This is a genomic window from Streptomyces sp. NPDC018947 (assembly GCF_044390505.1).
Taxonomy (GTDB): Bacteria; Actinomycetota; Actinomycetes; order Streptomycetales; family Streptomycetaceae; genus Streptomyces.
Genome location: NZ_JBIRZD010000002.1, coordinates 611,208 through 629,534, shown reverse-complemented (window position 1 = coordinate 629,534; position 18,327 = coordinate 611,208). Strand labels below are relative to the sequence as shown.

General features: G+C 74.1%; 17 protein-coding genes. 7 read left to right on the top strand and 10 right to left on the bottom strand.

Translation table 11 applies throughout. The features are described from left to right. Nucleotides 1-65: 65 nt before the first annotated feature. Together ACH499_RS07460 and ACH499_RS07455 are read left to right on the top strand one after the other, a co-directional pair. Nucleotides 66-449 carry a BlaI/MecI/CopY family transcriptional regulator gene (locus ACH499_RS07460; protein WP_399014236.1) on the top strand — a complete coding sequence of 128 codons (384 nt, stop codon included), beginning with the start codon at nt 66-68 and terminating at the stop codon, nt 447-449. 6 nt (nt 450-455) lie between these two features. Beyond that, on the top strand, nt 456-1,388 hold the full coding sequence (locus ACH499_RS07455) for a M56 family metallopeptidase (RefSeq protein ID WP_356206281.1): 933 nt from the start codon (nt 456-458) through the stop codon (nt 1,386-1,388). A 49-nt stretch (nt 1,389-1,437) separates the two neighbouring features. On the opposite strand, the gene ACH499_RS07450 is transcribed toward ACH499_RS07455, so the two are convergent. Then, nucleotides 1,438-1,890 carry a flavodoxin family protein gene (locus tag ACH499_RS07450; RefSeq protein ID WP_399014235.1) on the bottom strand — a complete coding sequence of 151 codons (453 nt, stop codon included), beginning with the start codon at nt 1,888-1,890 and terminating at the stop codon, nt 1,438-1,440. A 55-nt stretch (nt 1,891-1,945) separates the two neighbouring features. Continuing rightward, complete coding sequence (gene abc-f, locus ACH499_RS07445; RefSeq protein WP_399014234.1) at nt 1,946-3,580, bottom strand: ribosomal protection-like ABC-F family protein; 1,635 nt, start codon at nt 3,578-3,580, stop codon at nt 1,946-1,948. 414 nt (nt 3,581-3,994) lie between these two features. On the opposite strand from abc-f, the gene ACH499_RS07440 reads away from it, so the two are divergent. Continuing rightward, nucleotides 3,995-4,507, top strand: a complete 513-nt coding sequence (locus ACH499_RS07440) for an N-acetyltransferase (protein WP_356206289.1) — start codon at nt 3,995-3,997, stop codon at nt 4,505-4,507. Between the two features lie 82 nt (nt 4,508-4,589). On the opposite strand, the gene ACH499_RS07435 is transcribed toward ACH499_RS07440, so the two are convergent. After that, nucleotides 4,590-6,152 (bottom strand): MDR family MFS transporter, encoded by a 1,563-nt coding sequence (locus tag ACH499_RS07435; RefSeq protein WP_399014327.1) that lies wholly within the window; start codon nt 6,150-6,152, stop codon nt 4,590-4,592. 114 nt (nt 6,153-6,266) lie between these two features. Then, a complete protein-coding gene (locus ACH499_RS07430; protein WP_356206294.1) occupies nt 6,267-6,914 on the bottom strand; it encodes a helix-turn-helix domain-containing protein in 648 nt (215 codons plus the stop codon). Between the two features lie 94 nt (nt 6,915-7,008). On the opposite strand from ACH499_RS07430, the gene ACH499_RS07425 reads away from it, so the two are divergent. The 3 genes from ACH499_RS07425 (at nt 7,009) to ACH499_RS07415 (ending at nt 12,701) form a co-directional block, all read left to right on the top strand. Beyond that, on the top strand, nt 7,009-7,287 hold the full coding sequence (locus tag ACH499_RS07425) for a metal-sensitive transcriptional regulator (RefSeq protein ID WP_365599543.1): 279 nt from the start codon (nt 7,009-7,011) through the stop codon (nt 7,285-7,287). A gap of 621 nt (nt 7,288-7,908) precedes the next feature. Then, nucleotides 7,909-10,293: a phosphoketolase gene (locus ACH499_RS07420; protein WP_399014233.1), complete on the top strand. Its 2,385-nt coding sequence runs from the start codon at nt 7,909-7,911 to the stop codon at nt 10,291-10,293. 32 nt (nt 10,294-10,325) lie between these two features. After that, entirely contained in the window at nt 10,326-12,701 is a 2,376-nt protein-coding gene (locus ACH499_RS07415; RefSeq protein WP_399014232.1) for a glycoside hydrolase family 65 protein, read from the top strand. Nucleotides 12,702-12,736: 35 nt separating this feature from the next. Here ACH499_RS07415 and ACH499_RS07410 read toward each other — a convergent pair whose 3' ends face one another. Beyond that, nucleotides 12,737-13,189: a hypothetical protein gene (locus ACH499_RS07410; protein ID WP_399014230.1), complete on the bottom strand. Its 453-nt coding sequence runs from the start codon at nt 13,187-13,189 to the stop codon at nt 12,737-12,739. A 257-nt stretch (nt 13,190-13,446) separates the two neighbouring features. On the opposite strand from ACH499_RS07410, the gene ACH499_RS07405 reads away from it, so the two are divergent. Next, nucleotides 13,447-13,767 (top strand): hypothetical protein, encoded by a 321-nt coding sequence (locus ACH499_RS07405; RefSeq protein WP_399014326.1) that lies wholly within the window; start codon nt 13,447-13,449, stop codon nt 13,765-13,767. Between the two features lie 33 nt (nt 13,768-13,800). Here ACH499_RS07405 and ACH499_RS07400 read toward each other — a convergent pair whose 3' ends face one another. From ACH499_RS07400 to ACH499_RS07380, 5 genes are all read right to left on the bottom strand, one after another. Next, a complete protein-coding gene (locus tag ACH499_RS07400; protein WP_356206310.1) occupies nt 13,801-14,664 on the bottom strand; it encodes a DMT family transporter in 864 nt (287 codons plus the stop codon). A 64-nt stretch (nt 14,665-14,728) separates the two neighbouring features. After that, the gene (locus ACH499_RS07395; RefSeq protein WP_399014229.1) at nt 14,729-15,586 is read right to left on the bottom strand and encodes a hypothetical protein; all 858 of its coding nucleotides are present in this window, start codon (nt 15,584-15,586) and stop codon (nt 14,729-14,731) included. Between the two features lie 346 nt (nt 15,587-15,932). Then, nucleotides 15,933-16,871, bottom strand: coding sequence for a hypothetical protein (locus ACH499_RS07390; protein ID WP_399014228.1), 939 nt, complete (start codon nt 16,869-16,871; stop codon nt 15,933-15,935). Between the two features lie 21 nt (nt 16,872-16,892). After that, entirely contained in the window at nt 16,893-17,495 is a 603-nt protein-coding gene (locus ACH499_RS07385; protein ID WP_399014227.1) for a DUF488 family protein, read from the bottom strand. 133 nt (nt 17,496-17,628) lie between these two features. Continuing rightward, complete coding sequence (locus tag ACH499_RS07380) at nt 17,629-18,327, bottom strand: type 1 glutamine amidotransferase (protein ID WP_399014325.1); 699 nt, start codon at nt 18,325-18,327, stop codon at nt 17,629-17,631.

Below are 18,327 nucleotides of genomic sequence, written 5' to 3'. Positions count from 1 at the left end.
CGGTGTCCGCAGCGTCTATACGATGGCGCCCCGGGAAGCGGACGGCGGCGAAGGGGAGTGCGGGCGTGGCGGATCACCGGCGTCCCCGGCGGCGGGGGCAGGGCGAGCTGGAGGCGCTGGTGCTGGCAGCGCTGCGTGAGGCGGGCGGCCCGGCGACGGCCGGCTGGGTGCAGGAGCGCCTGGGCGAGGACCTCGCGTACACCACGGTGGTGACGATCCTGACCCGGCTGCTGGACAAGGGCGAGGTGAGCCGGGAACGGGCGGGGCGTTCCTTCGCGTGGACGCCCGCGGACCGGGCGGGCCTGGCGGCGCGCCGGATGCGCGGGGTGCTGGACGCCGAGAGCGACCGCGAGGCGGTCCTCGCGAGCTTCGTGACCGGCCTGGACCCCGCCGACGAACGCCTGCTGCGCGACCTGCTGACTCAGGCACGCGCCAGGGGGGAAGACTGACGCCTCATGGGGGTCTTCGTCTTTCTTCCGCTGGTCCTGCCGCTGACGGCGTGGCCGATCGCGCGCCTGGCCGAACAGCACCTGCATCCGCGGACAGCGACCAGGCTGCTCACAGGCGTGGCCGCGGTGATGGCCCTGTGCAGCACGGTGTGCCTCGCCCTGGTGATGGTGGTCGGCACCGCGCAACTGCCGGGCAACCCGCTGCCCGACGGCTGGTCGGACCCGGAGGTGCGGGCGGCGGTGCCCTACGACGAGGTGGTCGGCAAGGCGGCGATCCCCGCGCTCGGCGCGGTGGTCGCGGCCTCGGCACGGGCCCTGTGGCGCCACGGCCGGGTACGCCGCCGGGCCCACCGGGCGCTGGCCGGACTCCCCGGCTCCTCCGTGGCCGTCCTGCCGGACGAGGTGCCCTACGCCTACGCGCTGCCCGGCGGGCGCCGGGACCGGGTGGTGGTGACCACGGCCCTGCTGGACTGCCTCGAACCGGACGAGAGGCGGGCGCTGTTCGCCCACGAGCGGGCTCATCTCGCCGCCCGCCACCACCGGTTCCTGCTCGCCGTACGACTCGCCGCCCTGGCCAACCCCTTCCTGCGCCCCCTGCGGACGGCCGTGGCCTACACAGCTGAGCGCTGGGCCGACGAGGAGGCGGCACGGACGGTCGGCGACCGCCGCGCGGTGGCGACCGCGATCGGCAAGGCGGCCCTCGTCTCACGGGGCACGCCGGTGGCCACGCTCGCCGGTTTCGCCGCGCCGGGGCCGGTGCCGCGCCGGGTGGCGGCCCTCCTCGGCCCGGCTCCCACGACACGCACCTGGCCCTCGGTCTTCACCTCGGTGGGCCTGGCGGTGTGGGGCGCGGCCGCCGGGACCGCCGTGTCGGCGATGTCGTCCGCGAACGCCGCCGTGACGATGTTCCTCATCCTCCGCGCCGCGACGCCGCTGTGACCGCGCGCCGACGGGGAGCCCCGGCCTCCCGTCGGCGTCCCGCGCCGGGTCAGTCCATCAGCCCGGCGGCGAGCGTGGCCCCCAGCTCCCAGCAGGCCTCAAGGTCGGCCTTGGCGGGCTCACCGGCCACGGTCACCGCGGGTGCGGCGCGCTGCCAGCCGAGCCCGGTCGTCACGGACTCGATGCCGCGCACCGCGCCGGTGGTGTCGCTGCCGCCGTGCACGAAGCAACCGAACGGCCGGCCCTGCGTGTCGTCCAGGCACGGGTAGTAGACCTGGTCGAAGAAGTGCTTCAGGGCGCCGGACATGTAGCCCAGGTTGGCCGGGGTGCCCAGCAGGTATCCGTCCGCCTCCAGCACGTCGACGGCCGTCGCGGCGAGCGCCGCCCGCCGGACGACCCGGACCCCCTCGATCTCCGGAGCGCTCGCGCCGGACAGGACGGCTTCCAGCATCGCCCGGCAGTTGGGCGACGGGGTGTGATGCACGATCAGCAAAGTGGGCACACCCCGAAGCCTGCCGTTCCGTCCCCCCGGCCCGCAACACCGGCCGGGCGGCCCGTCACTCCTCGGGGGCCGCCGTCTCCTTCAGCGTCCCGTCCGCCAGCCGAAGCCACCGGTCGACCCCGATCTCCTTCAGGAACCGCTCGTCGTGGCTGACCACCACGAAGGCACCCCGGTACGAGTTCAGCGCGCTCTCCAACTGGCCCACGCTGACCAGGTCCAGGTTGTTCGTCGGCTCGTCGAGCAGCAGCAGGTGCGGGGCCGGTTCGGCGCACAGCACGCACGCCAGGGTGGCCCGCAGCCGCTCGCCGCCCGACAGCACGCCGACGGGCAGATGGGCGCGGGCGCCCCGGAAGAGGAACCGGGCGAGCAGGTTCATCCGCTCGGCCTCCGGCCGCTCGGGCGCGTACGCCGCGAAGTTCTCGGCGACCGTACGGTCCGCGTCCAGCAGGTCGAGCCGCTGCGAGAGGTGGGCGACACGCCCGTCGGCCCGCCTCAGCGTGCCCCGGGCGGGTTCCAGGTCGCCGCTCAGCAGGCGCAGCAGCGTGCTCTTGCCGGCGCCGTTGGGCCCGGTCAGCGCGATGCGCTCCGGGCCGCGGACGGTCAGGTCGACGCCCTCGCCGGCGAACACCTCCCGGTCGCCGAGCCGGACGCGCAGCCGCTCCCCGAGGAACAGGGTGCGCCCGGCGGGCACGTCGGTGTCCGGCAAATCGAGGACGATGCGCTGTTCGTCGCGCAGCGTCCGTCCCGCCTCGTCCAGCCGGGCCTTCGCCTCGCCGACCCGGTTGGCGTGCGTCTGACCCGCCCGGCCCGCGGACTCCTGCGCGCCGCGCTTCATGTTGCCCGCGAAGATCCGCGGCAGACCGGCGTTCTTCAGGTTGCGTGCGGCGTTGCTCGCGCGGCGCTCGGCGCGTTCGCGGGCCTGCTGCATCTCCCGCTTCTCCCGCTTCAGTTCCTGCTCGGCGTTGCGCACGTTCTTCTCGGCGACCTCCTGCTCGGCCCGCACCGCCTCCTCGTACGCGGTGAAGTCGCCGCCGTAGAAGCGCAGTTCACCCCGGTCGAGTTCGGCGATGCGCTCCATGCGGTCGAGCAGGGCGCGGTCGTGGCTGACGAGCAGGAGGCAGCCCTTGTAGTCGGACAGCACGTCGTAGAGGTGGTGCCGGGCGTCGACGTCGAGGTTGTTGGTGGGTTCGTCGAGCAGCAGCACGTCGGGCCGCTTCAGCAGTTGGGCGGCGAGCCCGAGGGAGACGATCTGCCCGCCGCTGAGCGTGCCGAGGTTGCGGTCCAGGGCGAGCCCGCCGAGGCCGAGGCGGTCGAGCTGGGCGCGGGTGCGCTCCTCGATGTCCCAGTCGTCGCCGATGGTCGTGAAGTGCTCCTCGGTCACGTCCCCGGACTCGACGGCGTCGATGGCGCGGATCACGGCGGCGACCCCCAGCACCTCCGCCACCGTGAGACCGGCGGTCAGCGGAAGGGTCTGCGGCAGATAGCCGACGGTACCGGTGGCGGACACGGAACCGGCGGTGGGCCGCAGTTCACCGGCGATCAGCTTGAGCAGGGTGCTCTTGCCGGAGCCGTTGGGGGCCACCAGGCCGGTGCGGCCCGTGCCCACGGTGAACGACAGGTCCGTGAACACGGGGGTGTCGTCGGGCCAGGAGAAGGACAGGTTCGAGCAGACGACGGCGGCGTCGGACATGGACGACCTCGCTGAGGAGAGGGGCGGGGAAGGCGGCACCCGCGCCCGGGCAGACAAGTGGAAAAGGGAACGACGAGGAGGCCACTGCGGCGGCGCTCGTTGTGCGCCGGCCGGCGGCCGTCAGTGCGGGGTATCACCCGCAGATGTCGTCGTCACCCACCATGTCCGGGACCTCTCGATGAAGTTCGATGTCCTCGCAAGCCTAGCATCCCCTTCCGCACCGGCCGGCCGTGCCGCTACACTGGCTGCCGTTCGTTCGATCGGGCCCCACGGGGCCGGGGACCACGGGGAGGTGAGGTTGATGACCGCGCTCGATGCCGTCGCTCGCGACGCCCGGTCCGCCCTCGCGTCCCGGGCGACGGTCTGACCTCGCCCCCAGACGAACGCATCTTCACGAACGGACTTCATCCAGCAATGTCCCGAAACTGGATCACGCGCGCCGAGACCGGCGCCGACATCCCCGCCATCCGTGACATCGTCCGCGCCGCCTTCCCCACCCCGGAGGAGGCCGCCCTCGTCGACGCGCTGCGCGCCGACCGCGAGGCGTGGATCGAGGGCCTGTCCCTCGTCGCGGTGGACGGCGACGACCGTCCCGTGGGTCACGCCCTGCTGACCCGCTGCCACATCGGCGACAGCCCGGCACTGTGCCTGGCGCCCGTCGCCGTCCGGCCCGAGCGGCAGAGGAGCGGTGCGGGCGGCGCGGCCGTCCGGGCCGCCCTCGCCGCGGCCGAGGGCCTGGGCGAGCGCCACGTCGTCGTCCTCGGGCACCCGGAGTACTACCCGCGCTTCGGGTTCTCCCGCGCCTCCGCCCACGGCATCGGCCTGACCATCGACGTCCCGGACGAGGCCCTGATGGCCCTCACCCTGGACGCCGCCCACCCGCTGCCCGCGGGCACCGTCCGCTACGCGGCTCCGTTCGGTATCTGACCGGGCGTCCGCCGCGACGCGAAAGGGGGCGCCCCGGCCGTGACGGCCGGGGCGCCCCGTCGCGACGCGGACCGCCGCCGGCTCAGCCGACCGGGGCCGCCGGTCCCTTGCCGGTGGCCGCGGCGGACTCCTCGGCGAGGCGCTCCATGCCGCTGGTGGTCTTCAGCGGCTTCTCCTTCAGGAACACCACCGCGATCAGCGCCAGCAGGGCGAACGGCGTGGCGATGAGGAACAGGTCCGCGGTGGCGACACCGTAGGCGTGCTCGACCACCGACCGGATCGGGTCGGGCAGCGTCGCCATGTCCGGCACACTGCTCTCGCCCGAGCCCTCGCCGGTCGACGTGGCGATGCCCGCGTCGCGCAGCCCCTCGGCCATCTCGTCGGCGACCCGGTTGGCGAGGATCGCGCCGAGGACGCTGACCCCGATGGTGCCGCCCATGCTGCGGAAGAAGGACAGCACGGAGGTCGCGGCGCCCAGGTCGGCGGCGGGCACGTCGTTCTGCGCGGCGAGCACCAGGTTCTGCATCAGCATGCCGACGCCGACGCCGAACACCGCCATGTAGAGGCTGAGCAGGGAGAAGGGCGTCTTCGCGTCGATGGTGGACAGCAGCGCCAGGCCGACGGTCATGACGACGGCGCCCGCGACCAGGTAGCGCTTCCACGTGCCGGTCCGGCTGATGACCTGGCCGGCGACGGTGGACGACACCAGCAGGCCGAGGATCATCGGCAGGCTCATCAGGCCCGCGACGGTCGGCGACTTGCCGAGGGAGACCTGGAAGTACTGCGAGAGGAAGACGGTCCCGCCGAACATGGCGACACCGACCAGGAGGCTGGCGACCGTGGTCAGGGTGACCGTGCGGTTGCGGAAGATGCCGAGGGGGATGACCGGCTCGGGAGTGCGGGCCTCGACGAGGACGGCGGCGGTCAGCAGCAGCACGCCCCCGGCCACGAGGACGCCGGTCTGCCAGGACGTCCAGGCGAACTCGTTGCCGGCCAGCGACACCCAGATGAGCAGCGCGCAGACACCGGCGACGATCAGGAAGGCGCCGAGCCAGTCGATCCGCACCTCGCGGCGCGTGGTGGGCAGCCGCAGCGTGCGCTGGAGCAGCGCGATGGCGAGCAGGGCGAACGGGACGCCGATGAAGAAGCACCAGCGCCAGCCCAGCCACGAGGTGTCCACGAGCAGGCCGCCGACCAGCGGACCGGCCACGGTGCCGACGGCGAAGACGGCGCCGAAGACGCCGGCGTACTTGCCGAGCTGGCGGGGCGGGATGACGGAGGCCATCACCACCTGCGCGAGGGCCGTCAGGCCGCCCGCGCCGATGCCCTGCACGACCCGGCTGAAGATCAGCAGGCCGACGCCCTGGGAGAAGCCTGCCAGCAGCGAGCCCACGACGAACAGGGCCAGGGAGAGCTGGAGCAGGAGCTTCTTGTTGAACAGGTCGGACAGCTTGCCCCACAGAGGCACCGTCGCCGTCATGGCCAGCAGTTCCGACGTGACGACCCAGGTGTACGAGGACTGGCTGGCGCCCAGGTCCGCGATGATCGTCGGCAGCGCGTTGGAGACGACGGTGCCGGCCAGGATCGCCACGAACATGCCGGCCATCAGGCCGGACATGGCCTGGAGGATCTGCTGGTGGGTCATGGAGGTGGGAGGCGCGTCGGCGGGCGCCTGGGGTGGGGTCACGGAATCTCTTTCGGTGAGGAAGGTGCGACGGGTGAAGGGGGAGCGGGTGGCGCCGGCCGGTCCGTGCGGCGGTTACGCGGCAGGCGCCGGGAGGCCGGCGGCGAGGAGCGTGAACGCCTCGTGGAACACGTCCAGGAAGGAGGTCTCCTTCTGGCGCGCCGACCAGTGGTCCACGCTGATGCGCACCGCGGCGGTCGCCACGGCGGCCAGCAGCCGCGGGTAGAGGCCCGGCTCCACGGGCCCCTCCTCGTCGCCGCGGGCGCCGCGGAGGCGTTCGGCGATGGCCTCGGCGAGGTCCGCCTCGGCCGCCATGTGCGCACCGACGCCGCGCGCCAGCAGGTGCGGTGAGGCGTGCAGCACCTCGGCGTGCAGCCGCCACAGCTCGTGCTGCTGCTCGGCCTCGGCGAGTTCCGCCGCCAGGGCCTCGCGCAGGGCCGCCAGCGGGGAGAGGGCGGCCGGTGCGTCGAGCACCGCGCGGCGCATCCGCGCGCCCGCCTCCGCGTCGAGGACCACGAAGGCGTCGTCGCGTGTGTCGAAGTAGTTGAAGAAGGTCCGTACGGAGACGCCGGCCGCGGCGCTGATCGCCTCGACCGTGACCTTGTCCGCCCCGTGCTCGGCGGCGAGCCGCACCGCGGCCTCGGTGAGGGCGGCGCGGGTGGCCCGCTTCTTCCGCTCCCGCAGACCGACTCCGGTGGCACCCTTCTCCGACATAAGTTGCATGGTATGCAAAGATGCACGGCATGCAAAATTCGGCCTTCGTGGTCGTCGGGGGGCGCGCGGTACCATACCCGCAGGGGTATGCGGAGGAGGAAGCGTGGAACTCGACCTGTCGGCCGAGGAGCTGAAGTCGGCACTCAACCGGCTGCGGCGTGCACAGGGCCAGCTCGCCGGAGTCATCAAGATGATCGAGGAGGGCCGCGACTGCGAGGACGTCGTCACGCAGCTCGCCGCCGTCTCCCGGGCCCTGGACCGGGCCGGGTTCTCGATCATCGCCACGGGGCTCCAGCAGTGCATGACCAGTGACGACCCCGAGGTGCGCAACTCCGCGCAGATGCGGGCCCGCCTGGAGAAGCTGTTCCTTTCCCTGGCCTGATCGCTTCGTCGCCGCGTGCGGACGCGAAGTCGGGGTAGACGGTGCGTCAGCACGGCCGGCACCGGGGTCGGCGCCGGTGGCGGCCGTGCTGCCTGACCCGCGGCGCTACGGGGGAGGGGCGCTGGACGCCTCGCGCCCCGTGCCGCGTCCCGCGCCGAGACGAGGCGCCCCGGCGTTTCCCGGGACGCGGGGCGGGCCGCGTCCGTGCCCGTCACCGCCGTGACTGCCACCGGCGCCCGCCCGTCGCCCCCGCCGCCTGTCGTTCCCACCGCCCCGGTGATCCGCGCCGCGTCCGCCGTGGGTCCCCGCCCCGGTGATCCGCGCCGCGCCGGCGGCGGCCCCACAGCCCTGTTCCCGCCGCCGCGTCGGCCGTCCGGCGTCCCGGTCCCCGGTCTCGCGCCCGCGCCCGGCGCCTCGGTCCCCGGTCCGGCGCCCCGTCGCTCGCGGCCACCCCCAGCACCGTCCGTCCCGCGGCCTCGGGCCCGCCCCTCCCGCTGCGGGCGTGACCCGAACGGCCCTGGTGGGTACCCGGTCGGTCCGCGCAGGGTTGGGATGGACACAGGGGCCCGCCCCGCGCCCCCGTACGGTCCGATCGCTGTCCCGACGCGGAAAGGACGACCGATGTCCGACGACACGCAGCAGGCGCCCCCCGGGCTCGCCGACGACGAGCTCGCCACCCTGGACGCCCACTGGCGCGCCGCGAACTACCTCTCCGTCGGCCAGATCTACCTCATGGCGAACCCGTTGCTGACCGAGCCGCTGCGCCCCGAGCACGTCAAGCCGCGGCTTCTCGGCCACTGGGGCACCTCACCGGGTCTCAACCTCGTCCACACCCACCTCAACCGGGTCGTCAAGGCCCGCGACCTGGACGCCCTGTGCATCTGGGGGCCCGGCCACGGCGGCCCCGCCGTCCTCGCCAACTCCTGGCTGGAGGGCTCGTACAGCGAGACCTACCCGGACGTCACCCGGGACGCGCAGGGCATGGCCCGCCTGTTCAAGCAGTTCTCGTTCCCCGGCGGCGTGCCGAGCCACGTCGCCCCCGAGACCCCCGGCTCCATCCACGAGGGCGGGGAGCTGGGCTACTCGCTCTCGCACGCCTACGGCGCAGCCTTCGACCACCCCGGCCTCCTGGTCGCCTGCGTGATCGGCGACGGCGAGGCGGAGACGGGCCCGCTCGCGGCGTCCTGGCACTCCAACAAGTTCCTCGACCCGGTGAACGACGGCGCCGTCCTGCCCATCCTCCACCTCAACGGCTACAAGATCGCCAACCCGACCGTCCTGGCCCGCCTCCCCGAGGCCGAACTCGACGAACTCCTGCGCGGATACGGCCACGACCCGGTCCACGTCACCGGCGACGAACCCGCCGCCGTCCACCGGGCCATGGCCCACGCCATGGACACCTGCCTCGACCGCATCGCCGCCATCCAGCGCGCCGCCCGCGAGGACGGCGCCGGCGACCGCCCCCGCTGGCCGATGATCGTCCTGCGCACCCCCAAGGGCTGGACCGGCCCCGCCGAGGTCGACGGGCTGCCCGTGGAGAACACCTGGCGGGCCCACCAGGTCCCGCTGGCCGCCGTACGCACGAACCCGGAGCACCTGCGGCAACTGGAGCAGTGGCTGCGCTCCTACCGGCCCGAGGAACTGTTCGACGAACGCGGCGCCCCCCGCCCCGCCGTCCTCGCCGCCGTCCCCGAGGGCCCGCGCCGCCTGGGCGCCACCCCCTTCGCCAACGGCGGACTGCTGCTGCGCGAACTGCCCCTGCCACCCCTGGAGAAGTACGCCGTCGAGGTCGAGCGGCCCGGCTCGGGCATGCACGAACCGACCCGCGTCCTCGGCGACCTGCTCGCGGACGTCATGGCGGCCACCGCCGACCGCCGCGACTTCCGCCTCGTCGGCCCGGACGAGACCGCCTCCAACCGCCTCCAGGCCGTCTACGGCGCCAGCGGCAAGGCCTGGCAGGAACAGACCCTGGCCGTCGACGAGAACCTCGACCGGCACGGCCGGGTGATGGAGATCCTCTCCGAACACACCTGCCAGGGCTGGCTGGAGGGCTACCTCCTCACCGGCCGGCACGGACTGTTCTCCTGCTACGAGGCGTTCGTCCACATCGTCGACTCGATGGTCAACCAGCACGTCAAATGGCTGCGCGTGACCCGCCGCCTGCCCTGGCGCGCCCCCATCGCCTCCCTCAACTACCTGCTCACCTCGCACGTGTGGCGCCAGGACCACAACGGCTTCTCCCACCAGGACCCCGGCTTCGTCGACCACATCCTCAACAAGAGCCCCGAGGCCGTGCGGGTCTACCTGCCGCCGGACGCCAACACCCTGCTCTCCGTCGCCGACCACGCCCTGCGCAGCAAGGACTACGTCAACGTCGTCGTCGCCGGCAAGCAGCCCTGCTTCGACTGGCTCACCATGGACCAGGCCCGCGTCCACTGCGCGCGCGGCGCCGGCATCTGGGACTGGGCCGGCACCGAGGACGGCACCCGCGAACCCGACGTGGTCCTCGCCTGCGCCGGCGACGTGCCCACCCAGGAGGTCCTGGCCGCCGCCCAGCTCATCCGCCGCCACCTGCCCGAACTGGCGGTGCGCGTGGTCAACGTCGTCGACATCGCCCGGCTGCTGCCCAGCGAGGAACACCCGCACGGCATGAGCGACTTCGAGTACGACGGCCTGTTCACCGCCGACAAGCCCGTGATCTTCGCGTACCACGGCTACCCCTGGCTCATCCACCGCCTCGCCTACCGCCGCTCGGGCCACGCCCACCTGCACGTGCGCGGCTACAAGGAGATCGGCACCACCACCACGCCCTTCGACATGGTCGTCGGCAACGACATGGACCGCTACCGCCTGGTCATGGACGTCATCGACCGCGTACCCGGCCTCGCCGTCCGCGCGGCGGCCGTGCGCCAGCGCATGGAGGACACCCGGCTGCGCCACCACGAGTGGATCCGGGAACACGGCGTCGACCTGCCCGAGGTCGCCGACTGGACCTGGGAAGGCTGACCCGCGCCGCAGCTGCCCCCGAAGGGAGACCCGTGACCGCCACCGCCTCGACCTGGGACTACGACCACTACGACCCCGCCGGGGAACGGCTGCGGGAATCCCTGTGCACCCTGGGCAACGGGTACTTCGCCACCCGCGGCGCGCTTCCCGAGTGCGTCGCGGACGACGTCCACTACCCCGGCACCTACGCGGCCGGCTGCTACAACCGCCTCACCTCCACCGTCGCCGGACGCGAGGTGGAGAACGAGGACATGGTCAACCTCCCCAACTGGCTGCCCCTGCGCTTCAGGACCGGCTCGGGCGCCTGGCTCACCCCCGACGACGCGCCGGTCAAGGACCACCGGCAGACCGTGCACCTGGACACCGGGGTACTGGAGCGCCGCACCCGCTACGGGCTCGGTGACGGACACGCGCTGACCGTGCGCCAACTGCGCCTGGTGCACATGGCCGAGCCCCATCTGGCCGCCCTGCGCACCGAGTTCACCGTCGAGGGCGCCGCCGCGGACCTCGACGTGGAGGCGTCCCTCGACGGCGACGTCACCAACGCCGGCGTGCCGCGCTACCGCGACCTCGACGGCCGCCACCTCACCCACCTGCAGACCGGTGAAGCGGGCGACGGCACGGTGTGGCTGCGCTGCCGTACCCGGACCTCGGACATCCGCATCGGCATGGCCGCCCGCACCACGGCCGCGGCACCGGTCACCTCCGCCCGGGAACACCTGCGGGTCACCCAGCGCACCACCCTGCGGCTCCGGCCCGGGCGCACCGCCACCGTCGACAAGACGGTCGCCCTGCACACCTCGCACGACCCCGCGATCGGCGACCCGCTGCGGGCCGCCCTGGACCGGGTGGCGGCCGCCCCGGGCTTCGACGAGCTGCTGGCCACCCACCGCACGGCCTGGGAACGGCTCTGGCGCCGCGCCGCACTGGAGGTCCCCGGAGAGGCGGGCGCCATCCTGCGCCTGCACCTCTTCCACGTCCTGCAGACCCTCTCCCCGAACACCGCCGACCTCGACGTGGGCGTACCGGCCCGCGGGCTGCACGGGGAGGCGTACCGCGGGCACGTCTTCTGGGACGAGCTGTTCGTCCTGCCCTACCTCAACCTCCACTTCCCCGAGGTCTCCCGGGCCGTCCTGCAGTACCGGCACCGCCGCCTCGAACGCGCCCGCGCCGCGGCCCGCGCCATCGGCAGACGCGGCGCCCTCTACCCGTGGCAGAGCGGTAGCGACGGCCGCGAGGAGACCCAGCGACTGCACCTCAACCCGCACTCCGGCCGCTGGCTGCCCGACCACTCCCACCTGCAGTGGCACGTCGGCTCGGCCGTCGCCTACAACGCCTGGCAGTACTGCGAGGCCAGCGGCGACGCCGAGTTCCTGCACACCGTGGGCGCCGAGCTGCTGCTCCAGATCGCCCGTTTCTGGGCGGACACCGCCACCTGGGACGCGGGCCTGGGGCGGCACCGCATCCGGGGCGTCGTCGGCCCCGACGAGTACCACGACGCCTATCCCGGCGCCGGCGAACCGGGCCTCGACGACAACACCTACACCAACGTCACCGCCGCCTGGGTCCTCACCCGCGCCCTGTACGTACTGCGCTGCCTGCCCGCACCGCGCCGGCGCGAACTCCTGGAACGCACCGGCCTGGACGACGAGGAACTCGCCCGGTGGGACACCGTCTCCCGCACTCTCCACGTGCCCTTCCACGAGGGAGTCGTCAGCCAGTTCGAGGGCTACGGCGACCTCGCCGAACTCGACTGGGACGGCTACCGCGCGCGCTACGACGACATCCGGCGCCTGGACCGGATCCTGGAGGCCGAGGGCGACAGCGTCAACAACTACCGGGCGTCCAAACAGGCCGACGTCCTCATGCTCGGCTACCTCTTCTCCCCGGCCGAGCTCCGCGGCCTCTTCGAGAGGCTGGGCCACCGACTCGACGACGACACCTGGCGGCGCACCGTCGACCACTACCTGGCCCGCACCAGCCACGGCTCGACCCTCAGCGGACTCGTCCACGGCTGGATCCTGGCCCGCGCCCGCCGCGCCGAGGCGTGGACCTTCTGCCAGGAGGCGCTCAAGGGCGACGTCGCAGACATCCAGGGCGGCACCACCGGCGAGGGCATCCACCTCGGCGCCATGGCGGGCACCCTCGACCTGGTGCAGCGCTGCCTGACCGGACTGGAGACCCGTGCCGGGGCGCTCTGGCTGGACCCGGTACCGCTGCCCGAGCTGTCGTCGTACGGGTTCTCCATCCGCTACCAGGGCCACTGGGGCGTGCGGTTCCGCCTGGAGCACGGACGGCTGGAGATCGCCGTGCCCGCGTCCGGCCTGCTCCCCATCGACGTACGGCTGCCGGACCGGGCCGTCAGGCTCCAGCCGGGCGACACCTGCCGGCTCGTCCTGCCGGACTGAGCGGCACGGGGCGGCCGCGGCCGCCCCGGCTCACCTCAGCCCCACAGCGGGTAGGTCACCACGCGCGGGAACCCGTCGGGCCTGCCATCGGTGTAGGTCAGCGTCATCCGCGTGAAGTGCTGCTGCCCGGAATCCCGCTCCCGGGCCTCGGGCCGGTCCAGCCGCACGGTCACCGGATACGAGCGGAACGTGCCCGCCGCGCAGTAGGGGACGCAGTCGTTGACCGCGTTGAGGCCCCGTCCGGCCGCGGCGCCCGCGTCCCAGCGCGTCCAGTGCAGCGAGGTCAGACGGCTGTTTCCGTCGCCGCAGGCCAGCACGAACGCCGACGGGCGCACCTCGCCCCGCATCGAGCAGTCGACCAGCACCGGATCGCTGACCTGCTGCGCGGCCCGCTGCGCCGCCGGCGCGGCGGAGGCGGCGCCCAGGGGTACTGCGAGCGCGGCGGCGGCACAGAGTGTGACCGCTGCCCTCATCGGGTGTCTGCCCATGTCTTCTCCCGGCGGTCTCGGTCAGCGGGTCCCCGCTCTCCTTGCCGGTACCGACGGTACGACCGAGTCCCGGAAGCCACCACTCGTACGGAGCAGTGCCGGGCCCGGAACCGGATCGTGCGACAAGAAGCCGATTGCATCTCCCGTGTGGTCCGCGGACCGGTCCGGAACCGGGGCCGCCGCCGGGATGTCCCATGCCATCAAGAACGGCGACACCTCAGGCGACACCTCAAGTGAAGGACAGCGGTATGCACACGATGACTGCCCCGACTGCTCCGACGGCCGCGGCCCCGACGCACTCCGACGACGCGACACTCGCGTTCGGCACGGTCGCCCCGTACGTCTCCGAGGCGGGGGGCGACTTCCTGCTCCAGCCGCCCCGCCCCGCCGAGCGGGTTCCCTGCCGCGTCGACCCCGTCGACCTGCGCCGCCTGGACCTGCTCGCCCTGCTGACCGCGGCGGGCATCGCCCCGTGCCCCGGCGACCGCGACGCCATCGACCAGCTCAGCAGGCTGCCCGGCAGCGTGCACGCGGCACTGCACCGCTGGCTGGAGCAGAGCTGCGGGCCGGTGCGGTGACCGGTGCGGCGGGCGGGAACAGCCCCCGGTGGATCACCCCGCCGTGCGCAGATCCGCCCCGCGCCGGGCGAGGGTGAGCACCCCGGCGACGACCAGGGCGACGCCGACGAGCTGCGGCAGCACCCACCAGTCGGTGCGCACGTGCTCCTGGTACAGGACCACCCCGAGCAGCAGGCTCACCGTCGCGTCCCCGAGGGTGAGGGCCGGCTGCGAGGCGACCAGCGGGCCGCCCTGCATGGCGTGCTCCAGCAGGAGCACGGCGACCACACCGGCCGCGGCGAACGCGTACGTCTGCCACACGGTCAGGAAGCCGACCACGCCGTCGGTGTCCAGGACCCGCATCGAGTCCTTCATCAGCCCGGCGGTCAGGGCGTAGCAGACCGCGGTGGCCGCGCCGAGGCAGCCGGCCCGCGCCTTGCCGACGGGCCGTCTCAGCCCGGCCGCGGCCAGCCCGATCGCCAGTCCGGCACAGGCCCCCAGCGCCGGGGTCCAGCGGTCCATGGACACGGTGGTGCCCCCGCCGGCCGGTGCGGCCGAGGCAAGCGCGATACCGAGCCCGACGACCACGCCGCCCACGGCGAGCCACATGACGTCGGGCATCCGGTTGCCGGTCATCAGCGAGGCCAGCAGCAGCGCCAGCGGCAGCTCCAGCACGAACAGCGGCTGGACGAGTGACAGCGGGCCGGTCGCCAGGGCCGCCGCCTGACCCACACCGGCGACGACGACGGCGAGCATGCCGAAGAGCCACACCGGCCGGCGCAGCAGGTCGAGGACGAGGCCCGGACGGAACCCCTGCGACTGGGGCACGCTCAGCGCGGCCCGCCGCTGGAGCACGGTGGCCAGCGCGTTGCTGAACGCGGCGACGAGTGCGAAGAGCACTGGCAGGACAACACCCATCCACCGATCCTCACCCGCATCCGCCCGGGCCGCGCGCCGCGGTGGCCGGTCCGGGGCAGTCCCGTCAGTCGTCGCTGCCGGAGGACGTCGGCTGCGCGGCGGCGGCCGGCTGCTGCGCGGGCGCCTCGGAGGCGGTGTAGTAGACCGAGGTGCCCTGCTTGCTGCGCTGGGCCTGGTTCCTGGCGACGAGGCCCTCGAGCGTGGTGCGCACGACCGTGGTCTTGACGGGGCGCTCGGGGTGGGCCTGGCCGAGCGCCGCGGCGACCTCGGCGGCGCTGCGCGGCTCCTTCTGCTCCCCGAGGTGGCCCCGGACGAGTTCGACCAGGGTGGGCTGGGCCGGTGCCTTCTTCGCCGCGGTCTTCCCGGCGGTCTTCCCCGTGGTCTTCGCGGGAGCCTTGGACGCCGGCTTCGACGCCTGCTTGGCCGCCGGTTTCGACGCCGGCTTCGACGCCTGCTTGGCCGCCGGCTTCGCGGGTGCCTTCGCCGCCGCCCCGGAGGACGTCTTCGAGGCCGCGGCGCGCCGGGAGGAGGCAGCGGTCTTCCGGCTGCGCCTCCGCTTGGCCGGGGCGGACGTCTCGGTCGCGGCACCGCCACGGGGAGCGGGCACCTGCACGGAGCCGTCCGCCGGCAGCGCGTCCGCCGTCGAGGTGCCGGAGGTGGTCGCGGTGCCGGCGTCGGCGGACGCGGCCGGCTCCTCGGAACCGGCGGGCGACGGGGCCGCTTCCGCGGTGATGCCGAGCGCCTGCTGCATGGTCACCAGCAGGGCGTGGTCGTGCTGGAGCGCGGCGAGCTGCCGTTGCAGGTCGGCGATCTCGCCGGTGATGCGTTCCTGCTCCTCGGCATTGCGCTCGAGGTCTTTGGTGACCTGGACGCTGTACTGCGAGGCCAGTTCGGTGGGGGTCTGCGTCGTGCTCTCGGACATGGTGGTGACTCTCCTCGATTCGCGGCCGTGAAGGCACGGGAGGAACTGCGGGACATCGGTCGTGGGACATGGGGGCCATGTCCGGTCGGCACCCGGCGGCGCGTCGCTCGGTACGGCCGCAGGGTGTGCCGACACACCAGATGGTACGGACGGAAGATGTGCGTTGTTCCTCTGTTTGCTGCCGGGCCGGTATACCACGTGCGGACCTCGTGGTGGTACGTGCCGCCGACGCTCGCGGCGCGGGTGATCCTCGCGGGCCTCACCCGACGCCGTTGTGTCGTGCGGGTGTTCGGCAGGCAGACACCCGGTGCCCCTCCGCGCCGGGGACGTTCACTCCGGTCCGGCGCTATCCGCCCCGCCCGCCCAGGCGTTGCACGCGCCGGGCCGCCTCGCGTGCCTCCCGCTCCGCCCGGGCCAGCGCGTCGCCGGCCTCCCTGTCCCGTTCCCCGGCCTCCCGGAGTTCGCGCTCCGCCCGGCCCAACTCGTCCCGGGCCTCCCGCAGTCGGTGTTCGAGGTCCGACACCTGTTCCCGCGCCCGGTCCTCCTCGGCCCGTGCGCGCCGCAGGGCCTCCTCGGTGCCGGTCCGCGCCGTACGCCGCTCACCGGCACGGAGTTCGGCCGCCTCGGCCTCCTCGCGTGCCCGGTCGAGTTCCTGCTGCCGCTTGCGGCGCCGCTCGGCGAGTTCGTCCTTGGCCCGTCTCCCGGTGGGCCCGGGTGCCGTCGTGCGACGGGCCGGCTCCGATGCCGGTGCGGCATTCGCAAGGGCGCCCTCGGCGGGGAAGTCCGACGGCGGGGTGAGTGCGCTCTCCAGGCGTCCTCGAGCCCAGCGGCCGGCCGCATCCGGGTCCGCGAGGACCGCGCGCAGGGTCGACTCGACCTCGCGCCGCGCCGGTTCCGACAGCGGGTGCCCGGCCTCCCCGGCGAGCTGGGCGGCCTGCCGGGACAGGACGGTGACGATGCGCCGCCGCTGCGCGGACAGCTCCCTGAGCCCGTCCGCGTCCAGGGAGCGGTGCGCCTCGCGCAGTGCCCGGCCCAGTTCCAGGAAACGGTCGCTCTCCTGCGGCCGCGACCGCAGCAGCAGGTTCGCCGCCCAGGCCGCGCGAGTGGGCCGGCGGGCGGCCCGGATGCGGCGGGCGTCCTCCGCCCGTTTGTCCGTCCTCGCCGCTGCGGCCCGCTCCTCACGCAGGGACACGAAGTCGGACGGCGGCGTCGTGTAGAGCTCGTCGAGCACCGCCTCCACGTCCTGCCGTTCCGCGCCGCGTCGGCGTCCGTCCTTGCGTGGCATGTTCCTCGGCCTCCAGCACGGCTACGACCGTCGCGGCCCCGGCGCGCCGTGCCGCGCCGCGTCCTCGTCGTCGTACACGAGAAGCCCGTCGGCCCGCAGCCGGGCGCCCGGGGTGGGGGAGTGGGGCGTCAGGCGGCCGTCGTGCATCAGATGACCGACGGGGGTGTCGCGGGCCAGGACGGCGAAGTCGGCGATGAGACGCCGGTGGCACCGCCACCACACCGCTTCGCCGCACATCACCGCGGTGCGTGCGCGCCCCGCCTGTTCCAGCAGCTCGTCCATCGCGGCCACGAACTGCGGTGTGCGCGTGTGGCCGGCGTAGCCGCGGAACGAGGTGTTGCGCCACACGACGTCCGGCGAGTCGGGTGCCGGGGTGCGGAATCCGCCGAGGCCCGGCTCCCACCGGTAGGCGAGGCCCTCCTCGGGCAGCCACGTCGCGAGCCGCTCCCGCAGCAGGTCGGGGTCGCGGCGGCTGCCGGGTGCCGTCCTGACGTCGACCACGGAGGCGACGCCGGCGCCCCGCAGCAGCTCGGCCAGTGCCGTCCGGCCCGCGGTGCCGTGCCCGAAGGTGACGAGGTGAGGCCGGGCCATGTCGTCGGGGGTGCCCCCGCCGCCTGCGCTCATGCCTCCTGTCTACGACCGCCCGGGCCGACCCGCGACCCGGGCACGCAGGACACGCACGGAAGCCACCCGGCCCGACCACCCGGCGTGCCGGCCACGGCCGGCCCCGCCGTGTCGTCGGGCCGGCGGTCTCGGCTCACGCCCCGGCGACCGCAGCGAAGCGGCGGGCGACCTCGTGCCAGACCGTGGTGGCCGCCGGCTCGTCGCGTTCCGCCCGGCGGTTCAGCTCCGCCGGGTCCAGCCCGAGTGAGCGCATCCGCTCCGGGTCCCAGGACCGCACCCGCTCCGCGTCCGCCTCCGGGTGGAACTGCACGCCCCACGCCCGGTCGCCGACCCGGAACGCCTGGTAGGGGCACCGCTCGCTCTCCACCAGCCACGCGGCCCCCGGCGGCAGGGCGGTGACGGCGTCGACATGGTGCTCGACCGCGCTCACCCGTTCCGGCAGTCCGCCGAACAGCGCGTCGGCCCCGGCCTCGGGGCGCACCGTCAGGGGTGTGCTGCCGAACTCCGGCTCCCCGTACCGCCCCCGGACCGCGCCGCCCGCGACATGGGCGAGCATCTGCCCGCCGAGGCAGATCCCGAACACCGGGACGTCCCGTTCGAGTGCCTCGGCGACCAGCGCTCGGGTGGGGGCCAGCCAGGGGGCGCGCTCGTCGTCGTCGGGCAGGTACCCGCCGCCGAGCACGACGAGGGCGTCGTGCGCGAGGCGGCGGGGGAGCGGCGCCCCGGTGTACGCGGGCACCACCTCCGGCGTCAGCCCCTCCGCGGCCAGCCAGTCACCGAACCGGCCGGGTCCGCCGCCGCGCCCGTTCTGCACCATCAGCACCCGCGCCAC